We start from the raw sequence: 22,455 nt of genomic DNA, 5'->3' as shown, positions 1-22,455 counted from the left end.
GGCCGTTGCTCTTCTACCGCGAAGCGCGACCGGACCGGCCGCGTTTCGCGATGTGTGTGGTGCCCAAGGGGGGACTCGAACCCCCACGACCTAAGCCGCTACCACCTCAAGGTAGTGCGTCTACCAATTCCGCCACCTGGGCAAATCTTCTGTGTCCGCCTCGCCCGCGCAGCAGCGCTGCGGGACCGCGACATTGTAATCGCTATCAGCCGCCCTGCGGACCCTCCTGCGCCGGAACGGGCTGCGCGGGCGCATCAGCCGGAGGCTGCGCGTCGGGTGCCGTGGGCACCGGGGATTGCTCGGGAACGGTCGACGGCGCGGCCGGGACCGTGCCTTGCGGGGCCGCGACAGGCGCGGGTGCCGTCGGAACCTCGGACATCACGCCCAGGTCGACCTGCGTGGCGCCCTGCTGGCGCGCGGAGTTGGTGGCCTGCCACGCCATGAACAGCGTGATGGCGAAGAACGAGATGGCCAGCCACTTGGTGGACTTGGACAGGAAATTGGATGCGCCGCGCGAGCCGAACACCGTCGCCGAGGCGCCACCGCCGAAGCCGGAGCCCGCCGAGGCACCGGCGCCGCGCTGCATCAGGATCAGGGCGACCATCGCGATGGCGATGAGCACGAAGACCACGTTGAGGATGAGGGGAAGCATGTTCTCGACTCTCTTGTGCGCCGCTTACGCGGCCGCCGCTGCAACAATGGCCAGGAAGTCCGTGGCCACCAGCGATGCACCGCCGATCAGGCCTCCATCGACGTCTGGCTGCGAAAACAGCTCGACGGCGTTGGCGGGCTTCACGCTGCCGCCGTAAAGCAGGGGCAGGGAATTCGCAATTCTAGCATCCCGCGAAGCGACCTCGCTACGGATGAATGCATGGATCGCCTGCGCCTGTGCCGGCGTGGCGGTCAGGCCGGTGCCGATCGCCCAGACCGGCTCGTAGGCGACCACCGCATCGGCGAACCCTTCGGCGCCGACCAGGTCCAGCACCGGGCGCAGCTGCGCCGCAATCGCCTCTTCTTCCGCCCCGGACTCGCGCTGCTGCAGCGACTCGCCCACGCAGAGGATCGGCCGCAGCCCCGCGGCCAGCGCGGCCTGGAACTTCGCGGCCACCAGGGCGCTGTCCTCGCAGTGGTACTCGCGGCGTTCGGAATGCCCGACCAGCACATAGCGCGCGCCGACGTCGGCCAGCATGGCCGCGGAAACCTCGCCGGTATACGCACCCTCGCCGTGCACGCCGACGTCCTGCGCGCCGAACGCCAGGCCGCGCCCGGCGAACTGCTTGGCCAGCGCACCCAGGTACGGCATCGGCGGCAGCACGACCACCTCGACCGCGTCACCCGCCAGGCCTTCGGCAATGCGGGCGACCAGCCCGCTGGCGAATTCGCGGCTGCCATGCAGCTTCCAGTTGCCGGCGACGATGCGTTGGCGCATTGCGGACCTCGGGGGACGGACGGGCCGGAGATTCTAGGCCGTCCGGCCGCGGAAGGGGTAGCCGCCTACTTCAGCTTGATCTCGCGCAGGCGCTCTTCGAGGTAGCCCTGCGCGGTGATCGGCTCGGGGTAGCGGCTCGGATTGTCGGCGGTCACGCACGAGGGCAGCACGTCGATCAGGAAATCGGGGTTGGGGTGCAGGAAGAACGGCACCGAGTAGCGCGGCTGGCGCGCCAGTTCGCCCGGCGGATTGACCACGCGGTGGATGGTGGACGGATACACGTGGTTGGTCAGGCGCTGCAGCATGTCGCCGATGTTGACCACGATGGTGTCGGCATCCGAGGTGAACGGGACCCACTCGCCCTGGTGCGACAGCACTTCAAGGCCCGCCGCACTCGCGCCAACCAGCAGGGTGATCAGGTTGATGTCGCCATGCGCGCCGGCGCGCACGTTGGGGATGTCGTCGGCGGTGATCGGCGGGTAATGGATCGGCCGCAGGATCGAGTTGCCGGAGGCGGTCTTGTCGGCGAAATAGTCTTCCGGCAGCTCGATGTGCAGCGCCAGCGCGCGCAGCACCTGCGAGCCGAGCGCGTCGAGCGCCTGGTACAGCGCGTAGCCTGCCTCACGGAACGCAGGCACTTCGGCGGGCCAGACGTTGTCGCCCATCACGTCGCGGTACGGGGAGTCGGCGGCGATCTCGCGGCCGATGTGCCAGAACTCCTTCAGGTCGAAGTGCTTGGAGTCCTTGGCCGTCTCCACGCCGAACGGCGTGTAGCCGCGCGCGCCACCGCCGCCCGCCACGTGGTAGCGCTTCTTGACGTCGTCGGGCAGCGCGAAGAACGCCTTGAACGCGGCGTAGGCGTCATCGATCAGCGGCTGGCCGATGCCGTGGTTGCGGATGCCGGCGAATCCCCATTCGCGGTACGCGGCACCGAGCTCGTCGATGAAAGCCTGGCGGTCTTCGGCGCTGGTCGGCTGGGTGAAGCGGCGGATGTCGAGGGTGGGGATCTGCGCGGCCATGACGGGTCTCTGTGGCAACGCGCCCGCAGGATCGCGGGCGCAGGCCGCACATGATACCGCCGCCGGGGCCGCGGCTCAGGCGGCGGCGCGCACGGCCTCGGCGAGGCGCTCGACGGTGGCCCGCACCAGCGCCTCGTCATCGGCCTCGACGGTCACCCGGACCACCGGCTCGGTGCCCGACGGCCGCAGGAACGCCCTGCCCCGCCCGGCCACGGCCTGCTGGGCCTCGGCCAACGCGAGCTGCACACTGGCCGCTTCAGCCGGCCTGGCACCGTTGCCGCAGCGCACGTTGATGGTCTGCTGCGGCGCCTTCTGCAGATCGCGCAGGACATCGCGCAGCGACACGCCGGTGCGCGCCAGCACTTCCAGTACCTGCAGGGCGCTGACGATGCCGTCGCCGGTGGTGGTTCGGTCCAGGCACATCAGGTGGCCGGAAGCCTCGCCGCCGAGGATGCCGCCGTGCTCGACCAGCGCCTGGTGCACGTGGCGGTCGCCGACCTTGCTGCGCATGAATGCAATGCCGCGCGCGGCCAGCGCCTGCTCCAGCGCGTAGTTGGTCATCAGCGTGCCGACCACCGGGCCGCGCAGACGGCCTGTGCGCTGCCAGTCGCAGGCCAGCAGGTAGACGAGGTCGTCGCCGTCGCGGATGGTGCCGGCGTCGTCCACGAACAGCACGCGGTCGCCATCACCGTCGAAGGCGATGCCGAGTTCGGCGCCACTGGCGCGCACGCGTTCCACCAGGGCCTGCGGATGCGTGGAGCCGACCCCGTCGTTGATGTTCAGGCCGTTGGGCTCGGCACCGATCACCTCGACGCGCGCGCCGAGCTCGCGCAGCACCATCGGCCCGACCTGGTAGGTCGCGCCATGCGCGCAGTCGACCACGATGCGCATGCCATCCAGGTCGAAGCTGCGCGGCACGGTGCCCTTGCAGGCCTCGAGGTAGCGGCCCACGGCATCGCGGGTGCGCAGCGCCCTGCCCAGCAGGTCCGAGGCCACGGTCTGGAACGGTTGCTCCAGGGAGGCCTCGATCGCGAGTTCGGTGGCGTCGTCGAGCTTCTCACCCTGCGCGGAGAAGAACTTGATGCCGTTGTCGTGGTGCGGGTTGTGCGATGCGGAGATCACGATGCCGCCGTCGGCGCGCATGGCATGCGTGAGGTGCGCCACCGCCGGCGTGGGCATCGGGCCCATCAGCTGCACGTCGACGCCCGCGGCGACCAGGCCGGCCTCCAGCGCCGCCTCGAACATGTAGTTCGAGATCCGCGTGTCCTTGCCGATCAGCACCAGCGGCTTGCGCCACTCGTCGCCGGCCTTGACCGCGGCGACCAGCGCGTGGCCATACGCGTTGCCGAGGCGGAGCACGAAGTCGGCCGAGATCGGGCCCTCGCCCACGCGGCCGCGGATGCCGTCGGTACCGAACCAGCGGCGCTTGCTGCCGGCCGTGGCGACGTCGGGCACGGGTGTGTTCGCGATGTTCATGCCGTCCGGGTGTCCTCGTCTGCCGCCTGCGGGTATCGCATCATCAACGCGACCAGCGCGGCGATCCGGTCGCGCAGTTCGCGGCGGTCGCAGATCTGGTCGATCGCACCGTGCTCGAGCAGGAACTCCGAGCGCTGGAAGCCTTCGGGCAGGGTTTCGCGCACGGTCTGTTCGATCACGCGCGGGCCGGCGAAGCCGATCAGCGCCTTGGGCTCGGCGAGGTTGATGTCGCCGAGCATGGCGAACGACGCCGACACGCCACCGGTGGTCGGGTGCGTCATCACCGAGATGTAGGGCAGGCCCGCGGCGCGCAGGCGCCCCAGCGCGGCCGAGGTCTTGGCCATCTGCAGCAGCGAATACAGGCTTTCCTGCATGCGCGCGCCGCCGCTGGCCGAGAAGTTCACGAACGGCGAGCCGATCGCGAGCGCGCGTTCGGCGGCCAGGGCGAAGCGTTCACCGACCACCGAGCCCATCGAGCCGCCCATGAAGGCGAAGTCGAAGGCACTGGCGACGATGGCGTGGCCCTTCAGCGTGCCCTCGAGCGCCACCAGCGCGTCGCGCTCGCCGGTGGCCTTCTGCGCGGCCTTGAGGCGCTCGGAGTACTTTTTCTGGTCACGGAAGCGCAGCACGTCGACCGGGCCGAGCGCTGCACCGATCTCGCGGCCGCTGCCGGCATCGAGCAACGCGGCCAGGCGCGCGCGGGCGCGGATCGCCATGTGGTGGGCGCACTTCGGGCAGACCTCGAGGTTTTCCTCGAGTTCGGGGCGGTACAGCACGGCGCCGCAGCTGTCGCATTTTTCCCACAGCCCTTCCGGGACGCTGCGCTTGCGCGCCGGACCGCTGTCGGTGCGGATGCGGGCGGGCGTGAGTTTCTTCAGCCAGGACATGCGGTACTCGAATCCTTTGCGGCCAGGCCGCGACAAGCCGGGTAGTCTAGCGCAGCGCCCCGGAGCCGCCCGCGGCGTCGAGCGCCTGGCGCAGCGGCGCCAGGAACGCGGCCGCCGCTTCGGCGCCATGCCCCTCGCCCGCGGAGGCCATGGCCTTGACCAGGGCGCTGCCGACCACCACGCCGTCGGCATCGCGGCCCATGGCCACGGCGCTGTCGGCGTCGTGGATGCCGAACCCCACCACCACCGGCACCGTACTGCCGGCGCGGATGGCGCGAAGCTGGCGCGACGCGGCGTCGGCATCCAGGCGCGCCGAATCGCCGGTCACCCCCGCGAAACTGACGTAATACAGGTAGCCCTGCGCCTGTGCGCAGAGCAGCTCGACGCGCGCCGGCGCGGTGGTTGGCGAGGCCAGCAGCACCAGCGCCACGCCGTGCACGGCAAAACCGGCGCGGACGTCGGCGGCCTCTTCGGGCGGCAGGTCGACGAGCAGCATGCCGTCGACGCCCGCGGCACTCGCGGCGGCGGCGAAGGCCTCGGGGCCACGGACCTCGACCGGGTTGAGGTAACCCATCAGCACCACCGGCGTGGTCGTGTCGCGCGCACGGAACGCGCGCACCTGGTCCAGCACCCAGGCCATGCCCGCGCCACGCGCGAGCGCGCGCTCGGAGCTGCGCTGGATGGTGGGACCGTCGGCCATCGGGTCCGAGAACGGCACGCCGACCTCGATCACGTCCGCGCCCGCCGCCACCAGCGCGTGCATCACCGGCACGGTATCGGCCAAACCCGGATCGCCGGCGGTGATGAACGGGATCAGCGCCTTGCGGCCCGCCTGGCGCAGCGCGGCGAAGCGCGCGTCGATGCGCGCGATGCCGGCGTTCAAACCTCCACTCCTTCGCGCGCGGCGATGGTGTGCACATCCTTGTCGCCACGACCCGACAGGTTGCACAGCACGATCGCGTCCCTGGGCATCGTGCGTGCGAGCTTCATCGCCTGGGCGATCGCATGGCTCGATTCCAGCGCGGCCAGGATGCCTTCGGTGCGCGCCAGCAGGTGGAACGCTTCCAGCGCCTCGTCGTCGGTCACGCCGACATACTCGGCGCGGCCGGTGTCCGCGAGGAAGGCGTGTTCCGGACCGACGCCCGGATAGTCCAGCCCGGCGGAGATGGAGTGCGTCTCGATCACCTGGCCGTCGTCGTCGCACAGCAGGTAGGTGCGGTTGCCGTGCAGCACGCCCGGGCGGCCGGCGGCGATCGATGCGGCATGGCGGCCGGTCTCGATGCCGTCGCCCGCCGCCTCCGCACCGACCAGGCGCACCGCGCGGTCGTTGAGGAAGGCATGGAAGATGCCGATGGCATTGCTGCCGCCGCCGACGCAGGCGGTGATGGCATCCGGCAGGCGACCGTGCACATCAAGCATCTGCGCGCGCGCCTCGCGGCCGACCACGGCGTTGAAATCACGGACCATGCGCGGATAGGGATCGGGGCCGGCCACGGTGCCGATGATGTAGAAGGTGCCGGCCACGTTGGTCACCCAGTCGCGCATCGCCTCGTTGAGCGCATCCTTGAGCGTCGCCGAGCCGCTGGTCACCGGCACCACCGAGGCGCCGAGCAGCTTCATGCGGTAGACGTTGATCTTCTGCCGCTCGATGTCGGTGGCGCCCATGTACACCACGCACTCCAGGCCCAGTCGCGCGGCCACGGTGGCGGACGCAACGCCGTGCTGGCCGGCACCGGTCTCGGCGATGATCCGGGTCTTGCCCATGCGGCTGGCAAGCAGCGCCTGGCCGATGGTGTTGTTGATCTTGTGCGCGCCGGTGTGGTTCAGGTCTTCGCGCTTGAGCAGGATGCGCGCGCCGCCGACGTGGCGCGACAGACGCGTGGCCTCGTAGATCGGACTCGGCCGGCCGACGTAGTTGCGCAGGTCGTCCTCGAACGCGGCAATGAACGCCGGGTCGACGCGGGCGGCATCGTAGGCCGCGGCCAGCTCCTCGAGCGGCCCGACCAGGGTTTCGGCGACGAAGCGGCCGCCGTAGCGCCCGAAGTGGCCCTGCGCGTCAGGGAAGGCGTGGAAATCATCGGGCATGCGGGTCATCGCGCGGCCTCCCGTGCGACGGCATCGGTGTCGGGGTCCACGTGGCAGTCGGCGCGGCGCACTTCCTCGACGAAGGCGCGCATGCGCTCGCCGTCCTTGATACCGGCTTCCGATTCGATGCCGCTGCTGGCATCCACGCCCCATGGCAAGGTGGCCAGGATGGCATCGAAGACGTTGCCCGCATGCAGCCCGCCCGACACCAGCGCCGGCTTGCCGATGCGCGGCAGCCGCGCCCAGTCGAACACGCGACCGCTGCCGCCGGTCTGCCCGCCGCCGTGGCTGTCGAACAGGAACGCCACCGCGGCCGGGTGCCCGCCCTCGATGGCGCGCGGGTCGACCGTGGCGCCGCCGCCCATCGGTACGGCCTTGATGTAGGGCACGCCGAAGCCGCGGCAGAACGCGTCATCTTCGTCGCCATGGAACTGCAGCAGGCTGGGCCGCACCTGCTTGACGATTTCGCGCACCTCGTCTGCGGGGTTGTCGCGGAACACCGCGACCGCGTCCACCAGTGGCGCCAGGGCCTGGCGCAGCGCGCGGGCCTCGGCATGGTGCAGCAGGCGCGGGCTGCCGTGTGCGAACACGAAGCCGATGGCGTCGACGCCCAGCTCGCTTGCCAGGCGGACATCGCCGGCGCGGGTCAGGCCACAGAACTTGATGCGGGTGCGGTACAGGGTGCGTGACATGGCATTCGCTGTTCAATACAGGGGCACAGCATGCGCCCCCGGGGTGGGGTGAAGCGTGACTTCGGCCGGCAGGCCGCACTCGGCGGGGTACAGCGGGCCGAGGAACAACAGGCCGTCGGGCGGCGCGGTGGCGCCGGCGACGCTGCGGTCGCCACCGGCCAGCAGTTCGGCGATCCAGCCCTCCGGGCGGGCGCCGCAACCGACCTCGAGCAGCGAGCCGACGATGTTGCGCACCATATGATGCAGGAACGCGTTGGCGCGCACCTCCACCACCACCTGCTCGCCGGCGCGGCGGACATCGATCGCCTGCAGGTCGCGGCGCGCGTGCGGGGCTTGGCAGTGCACGGTGCGGAACGCGGAAAAGTCGAATTCGCCGACCAGGGCCTGCGCGGCGCGGTGCATGGCGTCGGCGTCCAGCGGGCGTCGCACCCAGGACAGGTACTGGCGCCCCAACGCCGGGCGCACGGCGCGGTTGAGGATGCTGTAGCGGTAGTGTCGCGCGCGCGCCGAGAAGCGCGCGCTGAAGTCGCCAGCCACCGGCTGGCACCAGCGCACGCACATCGCCGGCGGCAGCAGCGCGCTGGTGCCCAGCACCCAGTTGCGTGGATCGCGCACGGCCCCGCTGTCGAAATGCACCACCTGGCACTGCGCGTGCACGCCGGCATCGGTGCGCCCGGCGCACACGGTGGAGACCGGCGCGTCGGCGACGCGCGAGAGGGCCTTTTCCAGCGCGCCCTGCAGGGTCGGGGTGCTTTCCACCCCGTCGCGCGTCAGGCGCTGCCAGCCGGAAAACCCGCTGCCGTCGTATTCGATGCCCAGGGCGTAGCGCATGGCGTGCAGATGCCGGCCCGCGCCGCGGCAGGCCGCGGCGCTGGAGTCGGCGTCAGGCGATCCCGTCCAGCAGGCGCAGTGCTTCGGCGCGCTGCGCGGATTCGCTGCCGTTGGCGACTTCGTGCAGCAGGCCGCGCGCGGTGTCCACGTCACCGAGGTCGAGATAGGCGCGGGCCAGCTCCAGCCGTTCCACGCCGCCCTCGGCCAGTTCCGCGACCGCGGCACCCGGCGCATCCACCGCATGTTGCGGCAGCGCCGGACCGCCGGCGTGCCACGTCGGCGCTCCGACCGGAGCGGAGGCCTCGTTCGCGCCCTCGCCCCCGCGGCCGGCCCCGTACTCCGGCACGACCGGTGCAGCCGCGCCACTGGCGGGTGCCTCGGCGCTGTCTGCTGACGTGGCCAGCGCGGCGGCGGTCACGAAGCGGGGCCGCTTGGCCGGCGCGGGCCGGCGGCGGGCCAGCAGCCAGGCGATCACCGCAGCCGCGAGCAGGCCGAGCCCGATCCAGGCCCAGGGCATCCCGCCATCCTGCCGCGGCTGGGCCGGCGCAGCGCCGTCGACCGCGGCGCTGGCGGCGGTGCCGGTGCCGGCGTCGGCGTTGGAGCCGGCAAGCCGGTCCTGGGCCGCCGCGAGCTCGCTGTCCTTCAGGCTGATCAGCTGCTGCTGCTGCGCCTGCAGGCGCTCGAGGTCGGCGACCCGGGTCTTGAGTTCGGCCACCTCGGCCTCGCGCGCGGCCAGCGCCTCCCGGCCCTGGAGCACTTCCTGTTGCAGTTCCTGTCGCAGCATCTCGCCCTCGCCACCGGCCTGGATGCCGGATCGTACGCCTGCCTGCCGGCCGCCCGGAGCGGACGGCGGCACGATTTCAAGCCTGGCACCCGGCGCCTGCGCGGCCGCGGCGCGGGTCGCGGACGCGTCCGGGCCTTCGCCCGGGGCCTGCGCCGCGACGGGTGCGGCGTCCGTGGCGGCCGCGGCCGGCTGTGGTGTCGGGCGGCGCATGTCACGCCATTGCGCCACCTGCTCGCGCAGCACCGCGCGCGCCTCGGCCATGTCCTGCCCGGCGACCTCGTCGCGCGACGGCATGCGCAGCACCGCGCCCTGGCGGACCAGGTTGAGGTTGCCGCCGATGAAGGCGGCCGGATTGGCGCGGAACAGCGCGACGATCGCCTGTTCGCGGCTCACGCCGTCGCCGACCAGTGAACCGGCGATCACGCCAAGCGTGTCGCCGGCCTTCACCGGTCCGTACTCGCCGGGCGATGCCTCGACGGCTGCCGGTGCCGGGCGCACCGGGGCCGGCGCCGCGGCGGGCGCCGGCGTGGCGGCGATCGCCTCGGGTTCGGCGACCTCCTGCGTGGCGACAGGCACTTCGGCCGGACGCACGATGGCGTCCGTGGGTGCGGCCCGCGGCGCCTGGATCACCGGCTGCGCGGGTGCGGAGACCGTGCTCGGGGCATCCACCAGCGCCGAGTATTCGCGCACCAGCCTGCCCTGTCCCCAGTCGACCTCGACCAGGAAGGTCAGCAGCGACTCGGTCACCGGGGCGCGGCTGGTGACGCGGATGACCGGATTGCCACGGGCGTCGAGCGCGACCGCGAACTGCAGGTCGGACACGATTCCGCGCGGCGGCTCGAGCCCGATGCGGGCAAATGTGTCGGGCGAAGCGAGTCGCGCCTGCAGGCGGTCGAGTTCGGCCGGATCGCTGGAGATGACCTGGATCTCGGCCAGCAAGGGCTGGTCGCGCTGCGACTTGACCTCGATGCGGCCCAGCCCGAGCGCCAGCACCTGGCCGGCGACCAGTGCCAGCACCAGCCCCAATGCGGCCGCCCAGGCGATCGGGCCTCTAGTTCGCTGCTTCGTGGTCACGCGTTTCCCCGGCAAATCCGCGTCGACTCTAGCCGCGCGGAGGCGCGATTGGCAATGCGCGCGCGCCCACCACACCGTGCGGCACCTCCGCTGGCGAGGTGCGGCCTCACCCTTCGGCCACGACCAGTTCGGCGATCTGCACGGCGTTCAGCGCCGCGCCCTTGCGGATGTTGTCCGACACCACCCACAGGTCCAGCCCGTGGGGATGCGAGAAGTCCTCGCGGATGCGGCCGACAAACACGCCGTCGCGGCCCGACGCATGCGTGACCGGCGTCGGATAGCCGCCCGCCACGCGCTCGTCCACCACCACCACGCCGGGGGCGGCCTCCAGCAGTGCACGTGCCTCGGCGACGGTGATGTGCCCGCGGGTCTCGATGTGCAGGGCCTCGGAATGGCCGTAGAAGACCGGCACCCGCACCGCGGTCGCGTTCACCTGGATGGAGGCGTCGCCGAGGATCTTGCGCGTCTCCCAGACCAGTTTCATCTCCTCGCGGGTGTAACCGTTGTCCAGGAACTCGTCGATATGCGGGATCAGGTTGAACGCGATCTGCACCGGGAAACGCTGCGGATCGGCTTCCTGGAAGCCGAGCAATGCGGCGGTCTGCCGGCCGAGTTCCTCGAGTGCACCGCGCCCCGCGCCCGACACCGACTGGTAGGTCGCCACGTTGATGCGCTCGATGCCGACGCTGCGATGGATCGGCGCCAACGCCACCAGCATCTGCATGGTCGAGCAGTTGGGGTTGGCGATGATCCCGCGCGGGCGGTACTTCACCGCTTCCGGATTGACCTCGGCGACCACCAGCGGCACGTCGTCGTCCAGGCGGAACGCCGAGCTGTTGTCGACCACCACCGCGCCGGCCGCGGCGAAGCGCGGCGCGAATTCCTTCGACACCGCGCCGCCGGCGGCGAACAGGGCGATGTCCACGCCCGCCGGATCGAAGCCCGCGAGATCGCGGATGACCACTTCGTTGTCGCCGAAATCGATCGTCCCACCGGCCGAGCGTTCGCTGGCCAGCGCCACCAGCTCGCCCACGGGGAACGCGCGTTCGGCCAGCAGCGCCAGCATCGCCTCGCCCACCACGCCGGTCGCACCGACCACCGCCACCCTGTACTGCCTGCCCATTGTCGCTCCACGTGATTCCCGCGGCGGAGCCGTGGGGGCGTGGATTATCGCAGTCAGCGGCGGCCGGCGTCGGGGCGGGGCCGGATCGGCGTCGGCGGACGGCCGGCGTGCGGTCCCCGGCCCAGGGCCGCCACCAGGTTGTCCACCGCCAGAGAAACCATCGCGCGGCGCGTGGCCAGCGTGGCGCTGGCGATGTGCGGGGTCAGCACCACGTTGCGGCAGCCCAGCAGGCGCGGATTGACGACGGGCTCGCCTTCGAACACGTCCAGCCCTGCCGCGGCGAGCCGCCCACCCGCGAGCGCGTCCGCAAGCGCGTCCTCGTCGACCAGGCCCCCGCGGGCGATGTTGGTCAGCGTGGCGCCGGGCCGCATGCGCGCCAGCGCGGCGGCATCGATGATGTGGTGGTTCGCGGCGGAGTACGGCAACACCAGGACCAGGTGGTCCGACGTCGCCAACAGCGTATCGCGGTCGACATACGCCGCGGCGCAGTCACGCTCGACGCTGTCCGGGAGCCGGTTGCGGTTGTGGTAGAGCACGCGCATGTCGAAACCTCGGGCGCGCCGCGCGATGCCCTGGCCGATCCGGCCCATGCCGAGGATGCCCAGCGTGCTGCCATGGATCCCGGTGCCGAGCAGCTCGTGGAAGCCCCAGCCCTGCCAGTTGCCTGCGCGCAGCCAGTGCTCCGCCTCGGTGATCCGTCGCGCCGTGGCCATCATCAACGCGAACCCGAAGTCGGCGGTGGTTTCGGTAAGGACGTCCGGCGTGTTGGTGGCGACGATGCCGCGCGCGTCCAGCGCCGCGATGTCGAGGTTGTTGTAGCCCACGCCGACATTGGCCACGGCGCGCAGCCGCGGTGCGCCGGCGACCTCGGCCGCGCCGATGCGGTCGTTGAGCGTGACCAGGGCGCCATCGACGTCGGCCAGCGCGGCGGCGATCGCCCCCGGCGCATGGTCGGTGACGCGTGCCGTGCGGCTGACGTCGAACCAGTCGTCCAGCCGCGCCTCGATGTCCCCGTACAGGGGCTGGGACACCCACACCCGCGGCCTGGCTTCAGACATCGCCGGCCGGGTCGGTGCCCGCCGGGATGCGCGGCGACACCATGCCCACGTCGCCACACTGGGCGCGGTGGCGCAGGGCCTGGTCGACCAGCACCAGTGCCAGCATCGCCTCGCAGATCGGCGTGGCGCGGATGCCGACGCAGGGATCGTGGCGGCCGGTGGTGACCACGTCGACGACGTTGCCGCCGGCATCCAGCCCGGCCACGGGCAGGCGCAGGCTGGAGGTCGGCTTGAAGGCCACCGAGCACACCACCTGCTGGCCGCTGCTGATGCCGCCGAGGATGCCGCCGGCGTGGTTGGACGCGAAGCCGCCCGGCGTCATCGCGTCGCGATGCACGCTGCCCGCCTGCGCCACCGACGCGAACCCGTCGCCGATCTCCACGCCCTTGACGGCGTTGATCGACATCATCGCTGCGGCAAGCTCCGCATCGAGCTTGCCGTACACCGGCTCGCCCCAGCCGGGTGGCACGCCGTCGGCGACCACCGTGACGCGCGCGCCGACCGAGTCGCCGGACTTGCGCAGCGCATCCATGTAGGCCTCGAGTTCGTCCACCTGCGCGGCATCCGGCCAGAAGAACGGATTGCCCTCCACCGCGCTCCAGTCGTGGCCGCGCGGCAGCATCTCGCCGATCTGCGCGAGGTGGCCACGCACGCGCACGCCGTGGCGCGCGGCCAGCCATTTCTTCGCCACCACGCCGGCGGCCACCCGCATCGTGGTCTCGCGCGCCGAGCTGCGCCCGCCGCCCCGCGGGTCGCGGATGCCGTACTTCTGCCAGTAGGTGTAGTCGGCGTGCCCCGGACGGAACTGCGTGGCGATGGACGCGTAGTCCTTGCTGCGCGCGTCGGTGTTGCGCACCAGCAATGCGACCGGCGTGCCGGTGGTGGTGCCCTCGTAGACGCCCGAGAGGATCTCGACGGCATCGTCCTCGCGCCGTGCCGAGGTGTGCCGCGTGCGCCCGGTGGCGCGACGCGCGAGGTCATGGGCGAAATCCTCCGCGGCCAGCGCGATGCCGGGCGGGCAGCCATCGATCACGCAGCCGATCGCCGGCCCGTGCGACTCGCCGAAGGTGGTGACGCGGAACAGCTGGCCGAAGGTGTTCATGGCCCTGGCCCCGGGACGCGCTCGGTGTCCGCGGGCCGCGGCATCAGAACAGGCCGCCGGCGGCCGTGCCCCCGTCCGCGCGAGCCGCTGTGGCCGCTGTAGCCGCGGCCGCCGGACGCACGCCCGCCTCGCGGGCATCGGCCAGCACGCGGATCCGCGCGTTGTGCGTCACCAGGTCATGGCGTTCGACCACGAACACGCCCATCTGACCGACCTTGAACTCGACCCACATCAGCGGCAGCTCCGGCAGCAGCGCGGTCAGCGCGTGCTCCGCCTCGCCGACTTCGCAGACCAGCACGCCGTCGTCGGTGAGGTGCAGCGGCGCATCGCGCAGGATGCGCAGCACCAGGTCCAGGCCGTCATCGCCGGCGCGCAGGCCGAGCTCGGGCTCGTGGGCGTATTCGCGCGGCAGCGCATCGGTCTCGGCGTTGGTGACGTACGGCGGGTTACTGACGATCAGGTCGTAGTGCTCGCCCTGCAGGGCGGAGAACAGGTCCGACCGCAGGAAGCGCGCGTTGCGCACCAGCAGGCGTTTCTCGTTCTCGGCGGCCAGCGCCAGCGCGTCGTCACTCAGGTCCACGCCGTCGACATGCCATTCCGGGTTGTAGTGCGCCATCGCCAGCGCGATGCAGCCGGAGCCTGTGCACAGGTCCAGCGCGCGGTGGACATCGCGGCCGCCCAGCCACGGCTCGAAGCCACCTTCGATCAGCTCGGCGATCGGCGAGCGCGGCACCAGGGCGCGCGGGTCGGACTTGAAGCACAGCCCGGCGAACCAGGCCTCGCCGGTCAGGTAGGCGACCGGCGTGCGCTCTTCGATGCGGCGGATGAAGAGCTCCAGCACGTCTTCCTTCTCGGCTTCGGTCACCCGTGCCTGGCCGTACACCGGGCTCAGGTCATGCGGCAGGTGCAGCGCATGCAGGGTCAGGTGCGTGGCTTCGTCGAGCGCGTTGTCGTAGCTGTGGCCGAAGGTCAGCCCGGCTGCATTGAAGCGGCTGGCGCCGTAGCGGATCAGGTCGATGATGGTCTGGAGCTGCTGGGTCGTCATGGTGCGTGGTCACGGCGCTTTCGGCGCGGTTTCGCAGTATAGGCGAAGCTCCCGCAGGCTCGCGGGCGTGGCCGCGGGTGCCGTGCCACGGGCCGGCTATGATGGCGGCCCCCGGTTTCCGCGTCGGTTCTCCATGTTCAATCGCACCACTCTCCTCGTCCTCGCCGTGGCACTGGCCGCCGGTCTCGGCCTGGTCGCATCGCAGCTTTGGTTCCCGGGCGCGCCGAAGCCGGCCGCGGGTCCGGAGCTGCAGGCCGTGCGCCTGTTCCCGCAGCCGCGGGTGCTGCCGGCGTTCGCGCTGCAGCAGTCGGATGGCACGCAGCTGGTGCCGGGCGAGCTCAACGGCCATTGGACGCTGGTGTTCCTGGGCTTTACCCACTGCCCTGATGTCTGCCCGACCACGCTCGCCGAACTGGCGCGCGCACAGGCGGAATGGGAGACGCTGCCGGACGGCGTGCGTCCGCGGGTCCTGTTCGTATCGGTCGATCCGGAGCGCGACACGCCGGACCGGATCGGCGAGTACGCGCACCACTTCCACCGCGACACGCTGGCCGCGACCGCCGACATCCCCACGCTGGAAGCGTTCGCCCGGTCCCTGTCGCTGGTGTTCATGAAGGCGCCCGCCGCCGATGGCGCGCCGGCCGACCAGTACAGCATCGACCACTCCGCGGCGATGGCCGTGCTCGACGCGGAGGGCCGCATGGCCGGCGTGGTGCAGCCGCCGTTCGACCCGGCCGCGATCGCCGCCGACCTCGCCGCGCTGACCGGCGTGCAGGCACGATGAGCCTCGTCACCCGGCTCACCTACGCACTGCCGCATCGCCTGGCCTCGTCGCTGGCGCGCCGCCTGGCGTACTCCGACCATCCGCGCGTCAGCCGCTGGCTGATCGACACCGTGGTCGAGCGCTTCGGGGTCGACCTGGACGAAGCGGCGCAGCCCGACCCGGCCGCCTACCCGACCTTCAATGCGTTCTTCACCCGCGCCCTGCGCCCGGGCGCGCGCGCGGCCGATCCCGACCCCAGGGCGCTGGTGATGCCGGCGGATGGGCGCATCAGCCAGTGCGGCGCCATCGAGGGCGGCCGCATCTTCCAGGCCAAGGGTCAGTCGTTCACCGCCACCGAACTGCTGGGCGATGCGGTGGCGGCCGCGCCCTACCGGGACGGCCTGTTCGCCACCGTGTATCTGTCGCCGCGTGACTACCACCGCGTGCACATGCCCTGGGGCGGGCGGCTGATGCGCACGGTGCACGTACCCGGCCGCCTGTTCAGCGTGGGCCCGGCCGCGGTCGCGCACGTGCCGCGCCTGTTCGCCCGCAACGAGCGCCTGGTCTGCCATTTCGACACCGATTTCGGACCGATGGCCGTGGTCATGGTCGGCGCGTTGCTGGTGTCCGGCGTGGAGACCGTGTGGAGTGGCGAGGAGATCCCGGCCTATGGCCACGCCATCACCAGCAAGGAATACGGCGCCGGCAAGGTCGTCGAACTGCGCCGTTTCGAGGAAATGGCGCGCTTCAACTACGGCTCCACGGTGATCGTGTTGCTGCCGCCGGGCGTGGCGGAACTCGCCCCCGGCCTGGTTGCGGAAGGTGCCGTGCGGCTCGGCGAGCGACTGGCGACGCGCCTGGGCTGAGCCCCGCTCCGCGACAGGATTTCTCAGGCACACGGTCGGGCGCGTAGAATGCGCCCCCTGCAAGGCCGTCCCGGCCCCGCCCAAGGCCGACTCATGAGCACCGAAGCCACCACCCCCGACACCCCATCCTTCTCCGACCTGGGTCTGCCGGGTCCGCTGCTGCAGGCGCTGTCCGCCGTCGGCTATGAGACCCCCTCGCCGATCCAGGCGGCCACCATTCCGCCGCTGCTGGCCGGCCGCGACGTGCTCGGCCAGGCGCAGACCGGCACCGGCAAGACCGCCGCGTTCGCCCTGCCCGCGCTGGCGCGCATCGACCCCGCGCAGCGCAAGCCGCAGGTCCTGGTGCTGGCGCCGACGCGCGAGCTGGCGATCCAGGTCGCCGAGGCCTTCCAGAAGTACGCCGCGCACATGCCCGGCTTCCAGGTGCTGCCGATCTACGGCGGCCAGGGCTATGCGCCGCAGTTGTCCGCGCTCAAGCGCGGCGTGCAGGTGATCGTCGGCACGCCCGGCCGCGTGATCGACCACCTCAACCGCGGTTCGCTGGACCTGTCCGAGCTGCGCTGCCTGGTGCTCGACGAAGCCGACGAGATGCTGCGCATGGGCTTCATCGACGACGTCGAGGCGGTGCTGAAGAAGACCCCCGAAACGCGCCAGGTGGCGCTGTTCTCGGCGACCATGCCGCAGCAGATCCGGCGCATCGCGCAGACCTACCTGAAGGACCCGGTCGAGATCGCCATCAAGGCGACCACCACCACCGCGGCCAACATCCGCCAGCGCTACTGGATGGTCAGCGGCACCAACAAGCTCGACGCCCTCACCCGCATCCTGGAGGCCGAACCCTTCGACGGCATGCTGGTGTTCGCGCGCACCAAGCTCGGCACCCAGGAACTGGCCGAGAAGCTCGCGGCGCGCGGCCTGTCCGCGGCCGCGATCCACGGCGACGTGGAGCAGAAGCAGCGCGAGAAGATGGTGCAGTCACTGAAGGACGGGCGCATCGACATCCTGGTGGCGACCGACGTGGCCGCGCGCGGGCTCGACGTCGACCGCATCAGCCACGTGCTGAACTACGACATCCCCTACGACACCGAGAGCTACGTGCACCGCATCGGCCGCACCGGCCGCGCCGGGCGCAGCGGCGAGGCGATCCTGTTCGTGGCGCCGCGCGAGCGCGGCATGCTCGGCGCGATCGAGCGCGCCACGCGGCAGAAGATCGAGCCCATGCAGCTGCCGAGCGTCGACGCGGTCAACGACCAGCGCGTGGCGCGCTTCCTGGGCCGCATCGGCGAGGCGCTGGAATCGGATTCCGACCTGGCGATGTACCGCAGCCTGGTGGAACGCTACGAGAGCGAGCACAACGTGCCGATGGTGGAGATCGCCGCGGCGCTGGCCAAGATGGTGCAGGGAGACACGCCGCTGCTGCTGGTGGCACCGCCCGAGCGTGCGCAGTACGAGCGCCCGCAGCACGAGCGCGCGCAGGGCCCGCGCCCGCCGCGCGACGACGGCTACGCGCCGCGTGGCCGCGAGCAGGCGCCGCGCCACGAGCGCGCGCCGCATTCCGCCGTTGCCGGCGAACCCGGCGCAGCCTCCTTCGACCGCGCACCGCGCCCGCCGCGCGACGCGCCGGACGTCGGCATGGAGACCTTCCGCATCGAGGTGGGCCACAGCCACGGCGTGCAGCCGGGCAACATCGTCGGCGCGATCGCCAACGAGGCCGACCTCGAGAGCCGCTACATCGGCCGCATCGACATCCGCGACGACTACAGCCTGGTCGACCTGCCCGAAGGCATGCCGCACGAGCTGATGGAGCACCTGAAGAAGGTGTACGTGGGCGGGCAGCCGCTGAAGATCCGCCGTGCCGAACCCGCCGATTCGGCCGGTGGCAGCGCGGGCCGTCCGGGCAAGCGCCCGTTCTCGCCGCGTCCGCCCGGTGACCGTCCGCGGCCGGCGGGCGCGCGTGGCCCGCGCCCGCCATTCCCGCCGCGCACCCCGCACCGCAAGGGTCCGCCGCGCGGCGAAGGCTGAGATCCGCGCGCGGGCCGGGTCACGGTCCCAGGACGTGCACCACCTCGGCCAGCTCCGGCCAGCCGAGGAGCGGCGCCAGCAACCAGTACGCCGCCACGACCACCACGATCCACAGCGCGATCTTCATCACCACGCCGACCACCTTGAACAGCAGGTAGAGCGCGACGATCACGGCCATCAGGGCCAGCCAGCTCATGCCCGTGCTCCCGCGGGCGCGGTGACCGGCCGCAGTGCCGGATCCAGCGCGACGCGTTCGTCGAACACGAAGCAGTGGCCGTCGTAGCCGAAGCCGCCGACCTGTTCGAAGTACCCCAGGATCCCGCCATCCAGCTGCAGCGCATGGGCGAAGCCGTTCGCGCGCATCCACGGCACCGCCTTCTCGCAGCGGATGCCGCCGGTGCAGAAGCCGACCACGGTGGCATCGGCCAGCGCCTCGCGATGGGCGTCGAGGGCCTCCGGCAGGTCGGTGAAATTGTCGATCGGCAGCGCGACCGCACCGCTGAAGCTGCCGTGGCCGACTTCCTCGCGGTTGCGGGTGTCGAGCAGGACCACGCGGCGGCCGTCGTCGTCGCGGCCGGATTCCAGCCAGCGCGCCAGCGTGTGCGGCGTGACCGACGGTGCGCGCCCGTCCAGCGGCGAGGCATCGTGGCGGCGGAAACTGATGATCTCCGGCTTCACCTTGACCTTGAGGCGCGCGAACGGCGCGGTGTCGCTGCGGCTGCGCTTGGCCTGCAGGGTGGCGAAACGGGGATCCTCGCGAAGCGCGCCAAGGAAGGCGTCGATCGCTTCTCCGTTTCCCGCGAGGAACAGGTTGATGCCCTCGGCCGCGACCAGCACGGTCCCGAGCAGGCCGTCGGACATCGCGCGGGCGCGCACGTGGGCGGCGACCACGCCGGGGTCGTCGATGGCGACGAAGTGATAGGCGGCGATGCTAATGAACATCGCGGCATTCTACGTGCGCCACGCTATCCTTTGCGGCAATGAGCAGCTACCACGGCCCGCGCGCCAGCGTCCGCGGCGACGCGATCCGGAACACGACACACCAGCGGCGCGGGTCGCGCGCGGCATGAGCGACACCTGCGACGTGCTGGTGATCGGCGCCGGCGCCGCCGGCCTGATGTGCGCGGCCACCGCCGGCCAGCGCGGCCGCCGTGTGCGCGTGGTCGAACGCGCCAACAAGGTTGGCAAGAAGATCCTCATGTCCGGCGGCGGGCGCTGCAACTTCACCAACACCGGCACCTCGCCCGCCAACTTCCTGTCGGCCAATCCGCACTTCTGCAAGTCTGCGCTGGCGCGCTACACGCCGGCGGACTTCATCGCCCTGGTCGACGGCCACGGCATCGCCTGGCACGAGAAGGAACTCGGCCAGCTGTTCTGCGACGAGTCCGCGAAACTCATCGTGAAGATGCTGCTCGACGAGTGCGCGCAGGCCGGCGTGGCACTGGACGTCGGCTGCGACGTGCACGTCGTGCAGCGCGCGGGCGACGGCTTCGTGGTCGAGACCGGCCGCGGCCGGGTCACCACGCAGTCGCTGGTCGTGGCCAGTGGCGCGCTGTCGATCCCGAGCCTGGGCGGCAGCGGCTTCGGTTACGCGCTGGCGCGCCAGTTCGGGCATGCGGTGCTGCCCACGCGCGCCGGATTGGTGCCGCTGACCCTGAGCGGGGTGCACGCCGAGCGCCTCGAGGGGCTGAGCGGCCTCTCGCTGCAGGTGGAAGCGGCGAGCCGCGGGCAGGCCTTCCGCAACGCCATGCTGGTCACCCACCGCGGGCTCAGCGGCCCGGCCATGCTGCAGGTGTCCTCGTACTGGGAGCCGGGTGAGCCTCTGGTCATCGACCTGCTGCCGGGAGTCGACGCGTCCGCCCTGCTGAGGGGCGCGCGCGCGGAACGTCCGGCGACCGAACTGCGCACGCTGCTGGCCGAACACCTCCCGCGGCGCTTCGCGCAGCGCCTGTGCGAGCACTGGATGGAGAGCCGGCCCCTGCGCCAGTACGGCGATCGCGAACTGGACACCATGGCGGCCACGCTCGCGCACTGGCCGATCGTCGCCAGCGGCACCGAGGGCTATCGCACCGCCGAGGTCACCCTGGGCGGCGTGGACACCGACGGCCTGTCGTCATCCACCATGATGTCGCGCACCGTGCCCGGCCTGTTCTTCGTCGGCGAGGTGGTCGACGTCACCGGCTGGCTGGGCGGCTACAACTTCCAGTGGGCGTGGGCGTCGGGCCACGCCGCGGGCGAGGTCGCCTGATTCCGGGACGACTGCCCGGGTCTCAAGGCCTGGCGAGGTAGAAGGTGGATGCGCACAGCGCCGTTCCGGTCGCGGTGGCGGCCGGGATGCCGCCGCCTTGCAGCGCCAGCAGCTTGACCAGCCGGTAGTCGCCCTCGACATGGCTGGCGAGCGCGAAGTAGCCGGTCGCGTTGCGGCCGCAGAACGCGTTGTCGGGATGCGCGGTGGGTCGCGTCTCTTCGATCACGCGGCGCAGTTCCACCGGTTGGCCGGCGTCGATCGACATCACGTCGGCATAGCGCTGGCCGGCGGCGTACTCGTCGCCGCCGCGCACGATCGCGACGCGCTCGGTCAGGAACGCCGCGCCATTGGCAGCGGTGATGCGGCCGTCCTCGATCTCCACGACGCCGGTCATGGCCTCGGCCACCGGATTGCCGGGCTCGAAGCGGCCCAGCGCCAGTGGCCGCAGGGTCGGCGGCGCGGCGCGCTCGATGGTGGCGTTGGCGGTGTCGGGCTCGAGCGCTTCGCGCGGCATCGGCGGCGGCGCGCTGGTCACCGCTGGCTGGCCGGCGGTGGCGACGGGTGCTTCCCTGCCGCCGCAGGCGGACAGGGCGAGGGCGATCAGTGCGAAGGCACACGCGTGTCGGGACTTTGCTGGATTCAATGCGATGCCAGGGCGGGATGCGACGCCCGATCATAGACGCGCCGCGTTCAACGCGCGTTAGGTCAGCGCGGCTCGGGCAGTGCCGGCGTGGTCTCGCTGAGGATCCGCAGGCTTTCCGCCTGGCGGATGCGGCGTGCCTCGAGTTCGGCGGCGATGGCGTCGCCGGCTGGCGTGCCGGGCCGGGTATCCGCGTCCGCGGCATCGGCGCGCAGCGCGCGTCCCGGCAACACGCTGCCGCCGGCGAACTGCGGCGGCGGCGCGTCGCCGGCCACGTTGGCGGCACACTCCGCGGCGAGCGCCGCTGCCGGGCGACGCCCGCCGGCCGCGACTTCCTGCACGGTGATGGCGACACCGGTGACGTCACCATGCGCAGCCAGCCGACGGCAGGCCTCGGCAATCAACTGGTGGCCGCTCGCGCCGCCGGCCGCCACCAGCAGCATGCTCATGCGATCCACCCAGCCGGCCGCTCGCACGCCCGGCATCGCCTCGACCTCGCGCCGCGCGGCCTCGCGGCGGATCGCGCTGCCGCGGTCGGCCAGCATCGCCTCGCGTTGCGTGCGCGCATCGAGGCTGGCAAGCCGCGCCATCACCTGCTCTTCGTCGCCGCGTCCGGCATCACGGCCGAGCGCCTCGACCTGCGCGCCGCTCGCGGACACGGCTTCGACATCCCGGGTCGGTCGCGATGGTGCCGACGACGTGGCCGCTGCCGGTGCGGCATGTCCCGCATCGGCCGACGCGGGCACGGTGGCGACCGGGGCGGCGGGCGGATCGGCCGCGCCGGGCCCGATCCAGTCGCGCACGCTGCGATAGCCGAGCCAGGGCAACACCAGCAACAGCACCACGACCACCCGGAACACCTTTCGCGCACGGCGCCGCCGCAGGTGGGCGGCGCGATCGGGCCAGTGCGGCTGCCGGGCCGCCTTGTCGTTCACGCCCAGGCGCGCCACAGCAGCAGCACCGGCAGGGCCACCAGCGCGAGCAGCAGCACGATGCCGGCCACGGTCGCCACCACGCGCAGCGGCTCGGCGCGCGCGACGTCGCGCAGCGTCTCGGCCCGGCCCTCGCCCAGCTCGCGCGCGCGCGCCTCACGTGCCTGTGCCTGGCGCCGCGCCTGGTACTCGTCCATCAGCCGTCGCGCCTTCGGGAAGTCGGCGTCGTCGCTGATCCAGATGCCGCCATACGAAATGCCCCAGCGGCTCGGCAGGGTTTCGTGGAAGCCGATGGCGTGCGCGTCGAGGAACGCGCGCACCTCGTCGGCCTCGTCGTCGGGCACCATGCGCATGTTGAGGAGCAGCTTGGCCATGGCGG

General features: G+C 71.9%; 22 protein-coding genes, 1 tRNA gene and 1 pseudogene. 4 read left to right on the top strand and 20 right to left on the bottom strand.

Annotation, left to right across the window (positions count from 1 at the left end; all coding sequences use genetic code 11):
* Window positions 1-57: 57 nt before the first annotated feature.
* The 15 genes and pseudogenes from H5368_RS01930 to prmB form a co-directional block, all read right to left on the bottom strand.
* Window positions 58-142, bottom strand: a tRNA-Leu gene (locus H5368_RS01930).
* Between the two features lie 63 nt (window positions 143-205).
* Window positions 206-652 carry a preprotein translocase subunit SecG gene (gene secG / locus H5368_RS01925; protein WP_182820799.1) on the bottom strand — a complete coding sequence of 149 codons (447 nt, stop codon included), beginning with the start codon at window positions 650-652 and terminating at the stop codon, window positions 206-208.
* Between the two features lie 24 nt (window positions 653-676).
* A complete protein-coding gene (gene tpiA / locus H5368_RS01920) occupies window positions 677-1,429 on the bottom strand; it encodes a triose-phosphate isomerase (RefSeq protein WP_182820797.1) in 753 nt (250 codons plus the stop codon).
* A 65-nt stretch (window positions 1,430-1,494) separates the two neighbouring features.
* Window positions 1,495-2,448: an isopenicillin N synthase family oxygenase gene (locus H5368_RS01915; protein WP_182820795.1), complete on the bottom strand. Its 954-nt coding sequence runs from the start codon at window positions 2,446-2,448 to the stop codon at window positions 1,495-1,497.
* Window positions 2,449-2,523: 75 nt separating this feature from the next.
* Window positions 2,524-3,924, bottom strand: coding sequence for a phosphoglucosamine mutase (glmM, locus tag H5368_RS01910; protein ID WP_182820793.1), 1,401 nt, complete (start codon window positions 3,922-3,924; stop codon window positions 2,524-2,526).
* On the bottom strand, window positions 3,921-4,811 hold the full coding sequence (accD, locus tag H5368_RS01905) for an acetyl-CoA carboxylase, carboxyltransferase subunit beta (RefSeq protein WP_182820791.1): 891 nt from the start codon (window positions 4,809-4,811) through the stop codon (window positions 3,921-3,923). Before accD ends, glmM begins: the two co-directional genes overlap by 4 nt.
* Before the next feature lie 46 nt (window positions 4,812-4,857).
* Window positions 4,858-5,682 carry a tryptophan synthase subunit alpha gene (trpA, locus tag H5368_RS01900; protein WP_182823661.1) on the bottom strand — a complete coding sequence of 275 codons (825 nt, stop codon included), beginning with the start codon at window positions 5,680-5,682 and terminating at the stop codon, window positions 4,858-4,860.
* 8 nt (window positions 5,683-5,690) lie between these two features.
* Complete coding sequence (gene trpB / locus H5368_RS01895) at window positions 5,691-6,905, bottom strand: tryptophan synthase subunit beta (RefSeq protein ID WP_182820789.1); 1,215 nt, start codon at window positions 6,903-6,905, stop codon at window positions 5,691-5,693.
* The gene (locus H5368_RS01890; protein WP_182820787.1) at window positions 6,902-7,588 is read right to left on the bottom strand and encodes a phosphoribosylanthranilate isomerase; all 687 of its coding nucleotides are present in this window, start codon (window positions 7,586-7,588) and stop codon (window positions 6,902-6,904) included. The genes trpB and H5368_RS01890 overlap by 4 nt, the downstream gene beginning before the upstream one ends.
* 12 nt (window positions 7,589-7,600) lie before the next feature.
* Window positions 7,601-8,419 carry a tRNA pseudouridine(38-40) synthase TruA gene (gene truA / locus H5368_RS01885; protein WP_182820785.1) on the bottom strand — a complete coding sequence of 273 codons (819 nt, stop codon included), beginning with the start codon at window positions 8,417-8,419 and terminating at the stop codon, window positions 7,601-7,603.
* Between the two features lie 52 nt (window positions 8,420-8,471).
* Entirely contained in the window at window positions 8,472-10,277 is a 1,806-nt protein-coding gene (locus H5368_RS01880) for a FimV/HubP family polar landmark protein (protein ID WP_343203870.1), read from the bottom strand.
* A gap of 106 nt (window positions 10,278-10,383) precedes the next feature.
* On the bottom strand, window positions 10,384-11,400 hold the full coding sequence (locus H5368_RS01875) for an aspartate-semialdehyde dehydrogenase (protein ID WP_182820783.1): 1,017 nt from the start codon (window positions 11,398-11,400) through the stop codon (window positions 10,384-10,386).
* A gap of 53 nt (window positions 11,401-11,453) precedes the next feature.
* A complete protein-coding gene (locus H5368_RS01870) occupies window positions 11,454-12,458 on the bottom strand; it encodes a D-glycerate dehydrogenase (protein ID WP_182820781.1) in 1,005 nt (334 codons plus the stop codon).
* Complete coding sequence (aroC, locus tag H5368_RS01865; protein WP_182820779.1) at window positions 12,451-13,560, bottom strand: chorismate synthase; 1,110 nt, start codon at window positions 13,558-13,560, stop codon at window positions 12,451-12,453. Before aroC ends, H5368_RS01870 begins: the two co-directional genes overlap by 8 nt.
* 130 nt (window positions 13,561-13,690) lie before the next feature.
* Window positions 13,691-14,605 (bottom strand): annotated as a pseudogene (gene prmB / locus H5368_RS01860) (50S ribosomal protein L3 N(5)-glutamine methyltransferase); the annotation flags it as partial.
* Between the two features lie 133 nt (window positions 14,606-14,738).
* Between prmB and H5368_RS01855 the strand changes: the two are divergent.
* From H5368_RS01855 to H5368_RS01845, 3 genes are all read left to right on the top strand, one after another.
* A complete protein-coding gene (locus H5368_RS01855; protein ID WP_182820774.1) occupies window positions 14,739-15,389 on the top strand; it encodes an SCO family protein in 651 nt (216 codons plus the stop codon).
* The gene (gene asd, locus H5368_RS01850) at window positions 15,386-16,234 is read left to right on the top strand and encodes an archaetidylserine decarboxylase (protein ID WP_182820772.1); all 849 of its coding nucleotides are present in this window, start codon (window positions 15,386-15,388) and stop codon (window positions 16,232-16,234) included. Before H5368_RS01855 ends, asd begins: the two co-directional genes overlap by 4 nt.
* 93 nt (window positions 16,235-16,327) lie before the next feature.
* On the top strand, window positions 16,328-18,256 hold the full coding sequence (locus tag H5368_RS01845; RefSeq protein ID WP_182820770.1) for a DEAD/DEAH box helicase: 1,929 nt from the start codon (window positions 16,328-16,330) through the stop codon (window positions 18,254-18,256).
* A gap of 19 nt (window positions 18,257-18,275) precedes the next feature.
* On the opposite strand, the gene H5368_RS01840 is transcribed toward H5368_RS01845, so the two are convergent.
* Both H5368_RS01840 and H5368_RS01835 read right to left on the bottom strand, forming a co-directional pair.
* Entirely contained in the window at window positions 18,276-18,452 is a 177-nt protein-coding gene (locus tag H5368_RS01840) for a hypothetical protein (RefSeq protein WP_182820768.1), read from the bottom strand.
* Window positions 18,449-19,198, bottom strand: a complete 750-nt coding sequence (locus H5368_RS01835; RefSeq protein WP_182820766.1) for a sulfurtransferase — start codon at window positions 19,196-19,198, stop codon at window positions 18,449-18,451. The genes H5368_RS01840 and H5368_RS01835 overlap by 4 nt, the downstream gene beginning before the upstream one ends.
* Before the next feature lie 124 nt (window positions 19,199-19,322).
* Between H5368_RS01835 and H5368_RS01830 the strand changes: the two genes are divergently transcribed.
* A complete protein-coding gene (locus H5368_RS01830) occupies window positions 19,323-20,504 on the top strand; it encodes an NAD(P)/FAD-dependent oxidoreductase (protein ID WP_182820764.1) in 1,182 nt (393 codons plus the stop codon).
* Between the two features lie 22 nt (window positions 20,505-20,526).
* Here H5368_RS01830 and H5368_RS01825 read toward each other — a convergent pair whose 3' ends face one another.
* The 3 genes from H5368_RS01825 to H5368_RS01815 form a co-directional block, all read right to left on the bottom strand.
* A complete protein-coding gene (locus H5368_RS01825; RefSeq protein ID WP_182820762.1) occupies window positions 20,527-21,147 on the bottom strand; it encodes a hypothetical protein in 621 nt (206 codons plus the stop codon).
* A gap of 62 nt (window positions 21,148-21,209) precedes the next feature.
* Entirely contained in the window at window positions 21,210-22,079 is an 870-nt protein-coding gene (locus H5368_RS01820) for a hypothetical protein (protein ID WP_182820760.1), read from the bottom strand.
* A complete protein-coding gene (locus tag H5368_RS01815; protein WP_182820757.1) occupies window positions 22,076-22,450 on the bottom strand; it encodes a DUF6164 family protein in 375 nt (124 codons plus the stop codon). Before H5368_RS01815 ends, H5368_RS01820 begins: the two co-directional genes overlap by 4 nt.
* Between the last annotated feature and the right edge of the window lie 5 nt (window positions 22,451-22,455).

This window comes from Luteimonas sp. MC1782, assembly GCF_014164605.1.
Taxonomy (GTDB): Bacteria; Pseudomonadota; Gammaproteobacteria; order Xanthomonadales; family Xanthomonadaceae; genus Luteimonas.
This window is presented reverse-complemented; position numbering and strand designations above follow the sequence as displayed.

Bases quoted from the DNA above. Each gene is read 5' to 3' on its own strand.
- secG (WP_182820799.1), bottom strand. From the start codon at position 652: ATGCTTCCCCTCATCCTCAACGTGGTCTTCGTGCTCATCGCCATCGCG.
- tpiA (WP_182820797.1), bottom strand. From the start codon at position 1,429: ATGCGCCAACGCATCGTCGCCGGCAACTGGAAGCTGCATGGCAGCCGC.
- H5368_RS01915 (WP_182820795.1), bottom strand. From the start codon at position 2,448: ATGGCCGCGCAGATCCCCACCCTCGACATCCGCCGCTTCACCCAGCCG.
- glmM (WP_182820793.1), bottom strand. From the start codon at position 3,924: ATGAACATCGCGAACACACCCGTGCCCGACGTCGCCACGGCCGGCAGC.
- accD (WP_182820791.1), bottom strand. From the start codon at position 4,811: ATGTCCTGGCTGAAGAAACTCACGCCCGCCCGCATCCGCACCGACAGC.
- trpB (WP_182820789.1), bottom strand. From the start codon at position 6,905: ATGACCCGCATGCCCGATGATTTCCACGCCTTCCCTGACGCGCAGGGC.
- H5368_RS01890 (WP_182820787.1), bottom strand. From the start codon at position 7,588: ATGTCACGCACCCTGTACCGCACCCGCATCAAGTTCTGTGGCCTGACC.
- truA (WP_182820785.1), bottom strand. From the start codon at position 8,419: ATGCGCTACGCCCTGGGCATCGAATACGACGGCAGCGGGTTTTCCGGC.
- H5368_RS01875 (WP_182820783.1), bottom strand. From the start codon at position 11,400: ATGGGCAGGCAGTACAGGGTGGCGGTGGTCGGTGCGACCGGCGTGGTG.
- H5368_RS01870 (WP_182820781.1), bottom strand. From the start codon at position 12,458: ATGTCTGAAGCCAGGCCGCGGGTGTGGGTGTCCCAGCCCCTGTACGGG.
- aroC (WP_182820779.1), bottom strand. From the start codon at position 13,560: ATGAACACCTTCGGCCAGCTGTTCCGCGTCACCACCTTCGGCGAGTCG.
- H5368_RS01855 (WP_182820774.1), top strand. From the start codon at position 14,739: ATGTTCAATCGCACCACTCTCCTCGTCCTCGCCGTGGCACTGGCCGCC.
- asd (WP_182820772.1), top strand. From the start codon at position 15,386: ATGAGCCTCGTCACCCGGCTCACCTACGCACTGCCGCATCGCCTGGCC.
- H5368_RS01845 (WP_182820770.1), top strand. From the start codon at position 16,328: ATGAGCACCGAAGCCACCACCCCCGACACCCCATCCTTCTCCGACCTG.
- H5368_RS01840 (WP_182820768.1), bottom strand. From the start codon at position 18,452: ATGAGCTGGCTGGCCCTGATGGCCGTGATCGTCGCGCTCTACCTGCTG.
- H5368_RS01835 (WP_182820766.1), bottom strand. From the start codon at position 19,198: ATGTTCATTAGCATCGCCGCCTATCACTTCGTCGCCATCGACGACCCC.
- H5368_RS01830 (WP_182820764.1), top strand. From the start codon at position 19,323: ATGAGCGACACCTGCGACGTGCTGGTGATCGGCGCCGGCGCCGCCGGC.
- H5368_RS01815 (WP_182820757.1), bottom strand. From the start codon at position 22,450: ATGGCCAAGCTGCTCCTCAACATGCGCATGGTGCCCGACGACGAGGCC.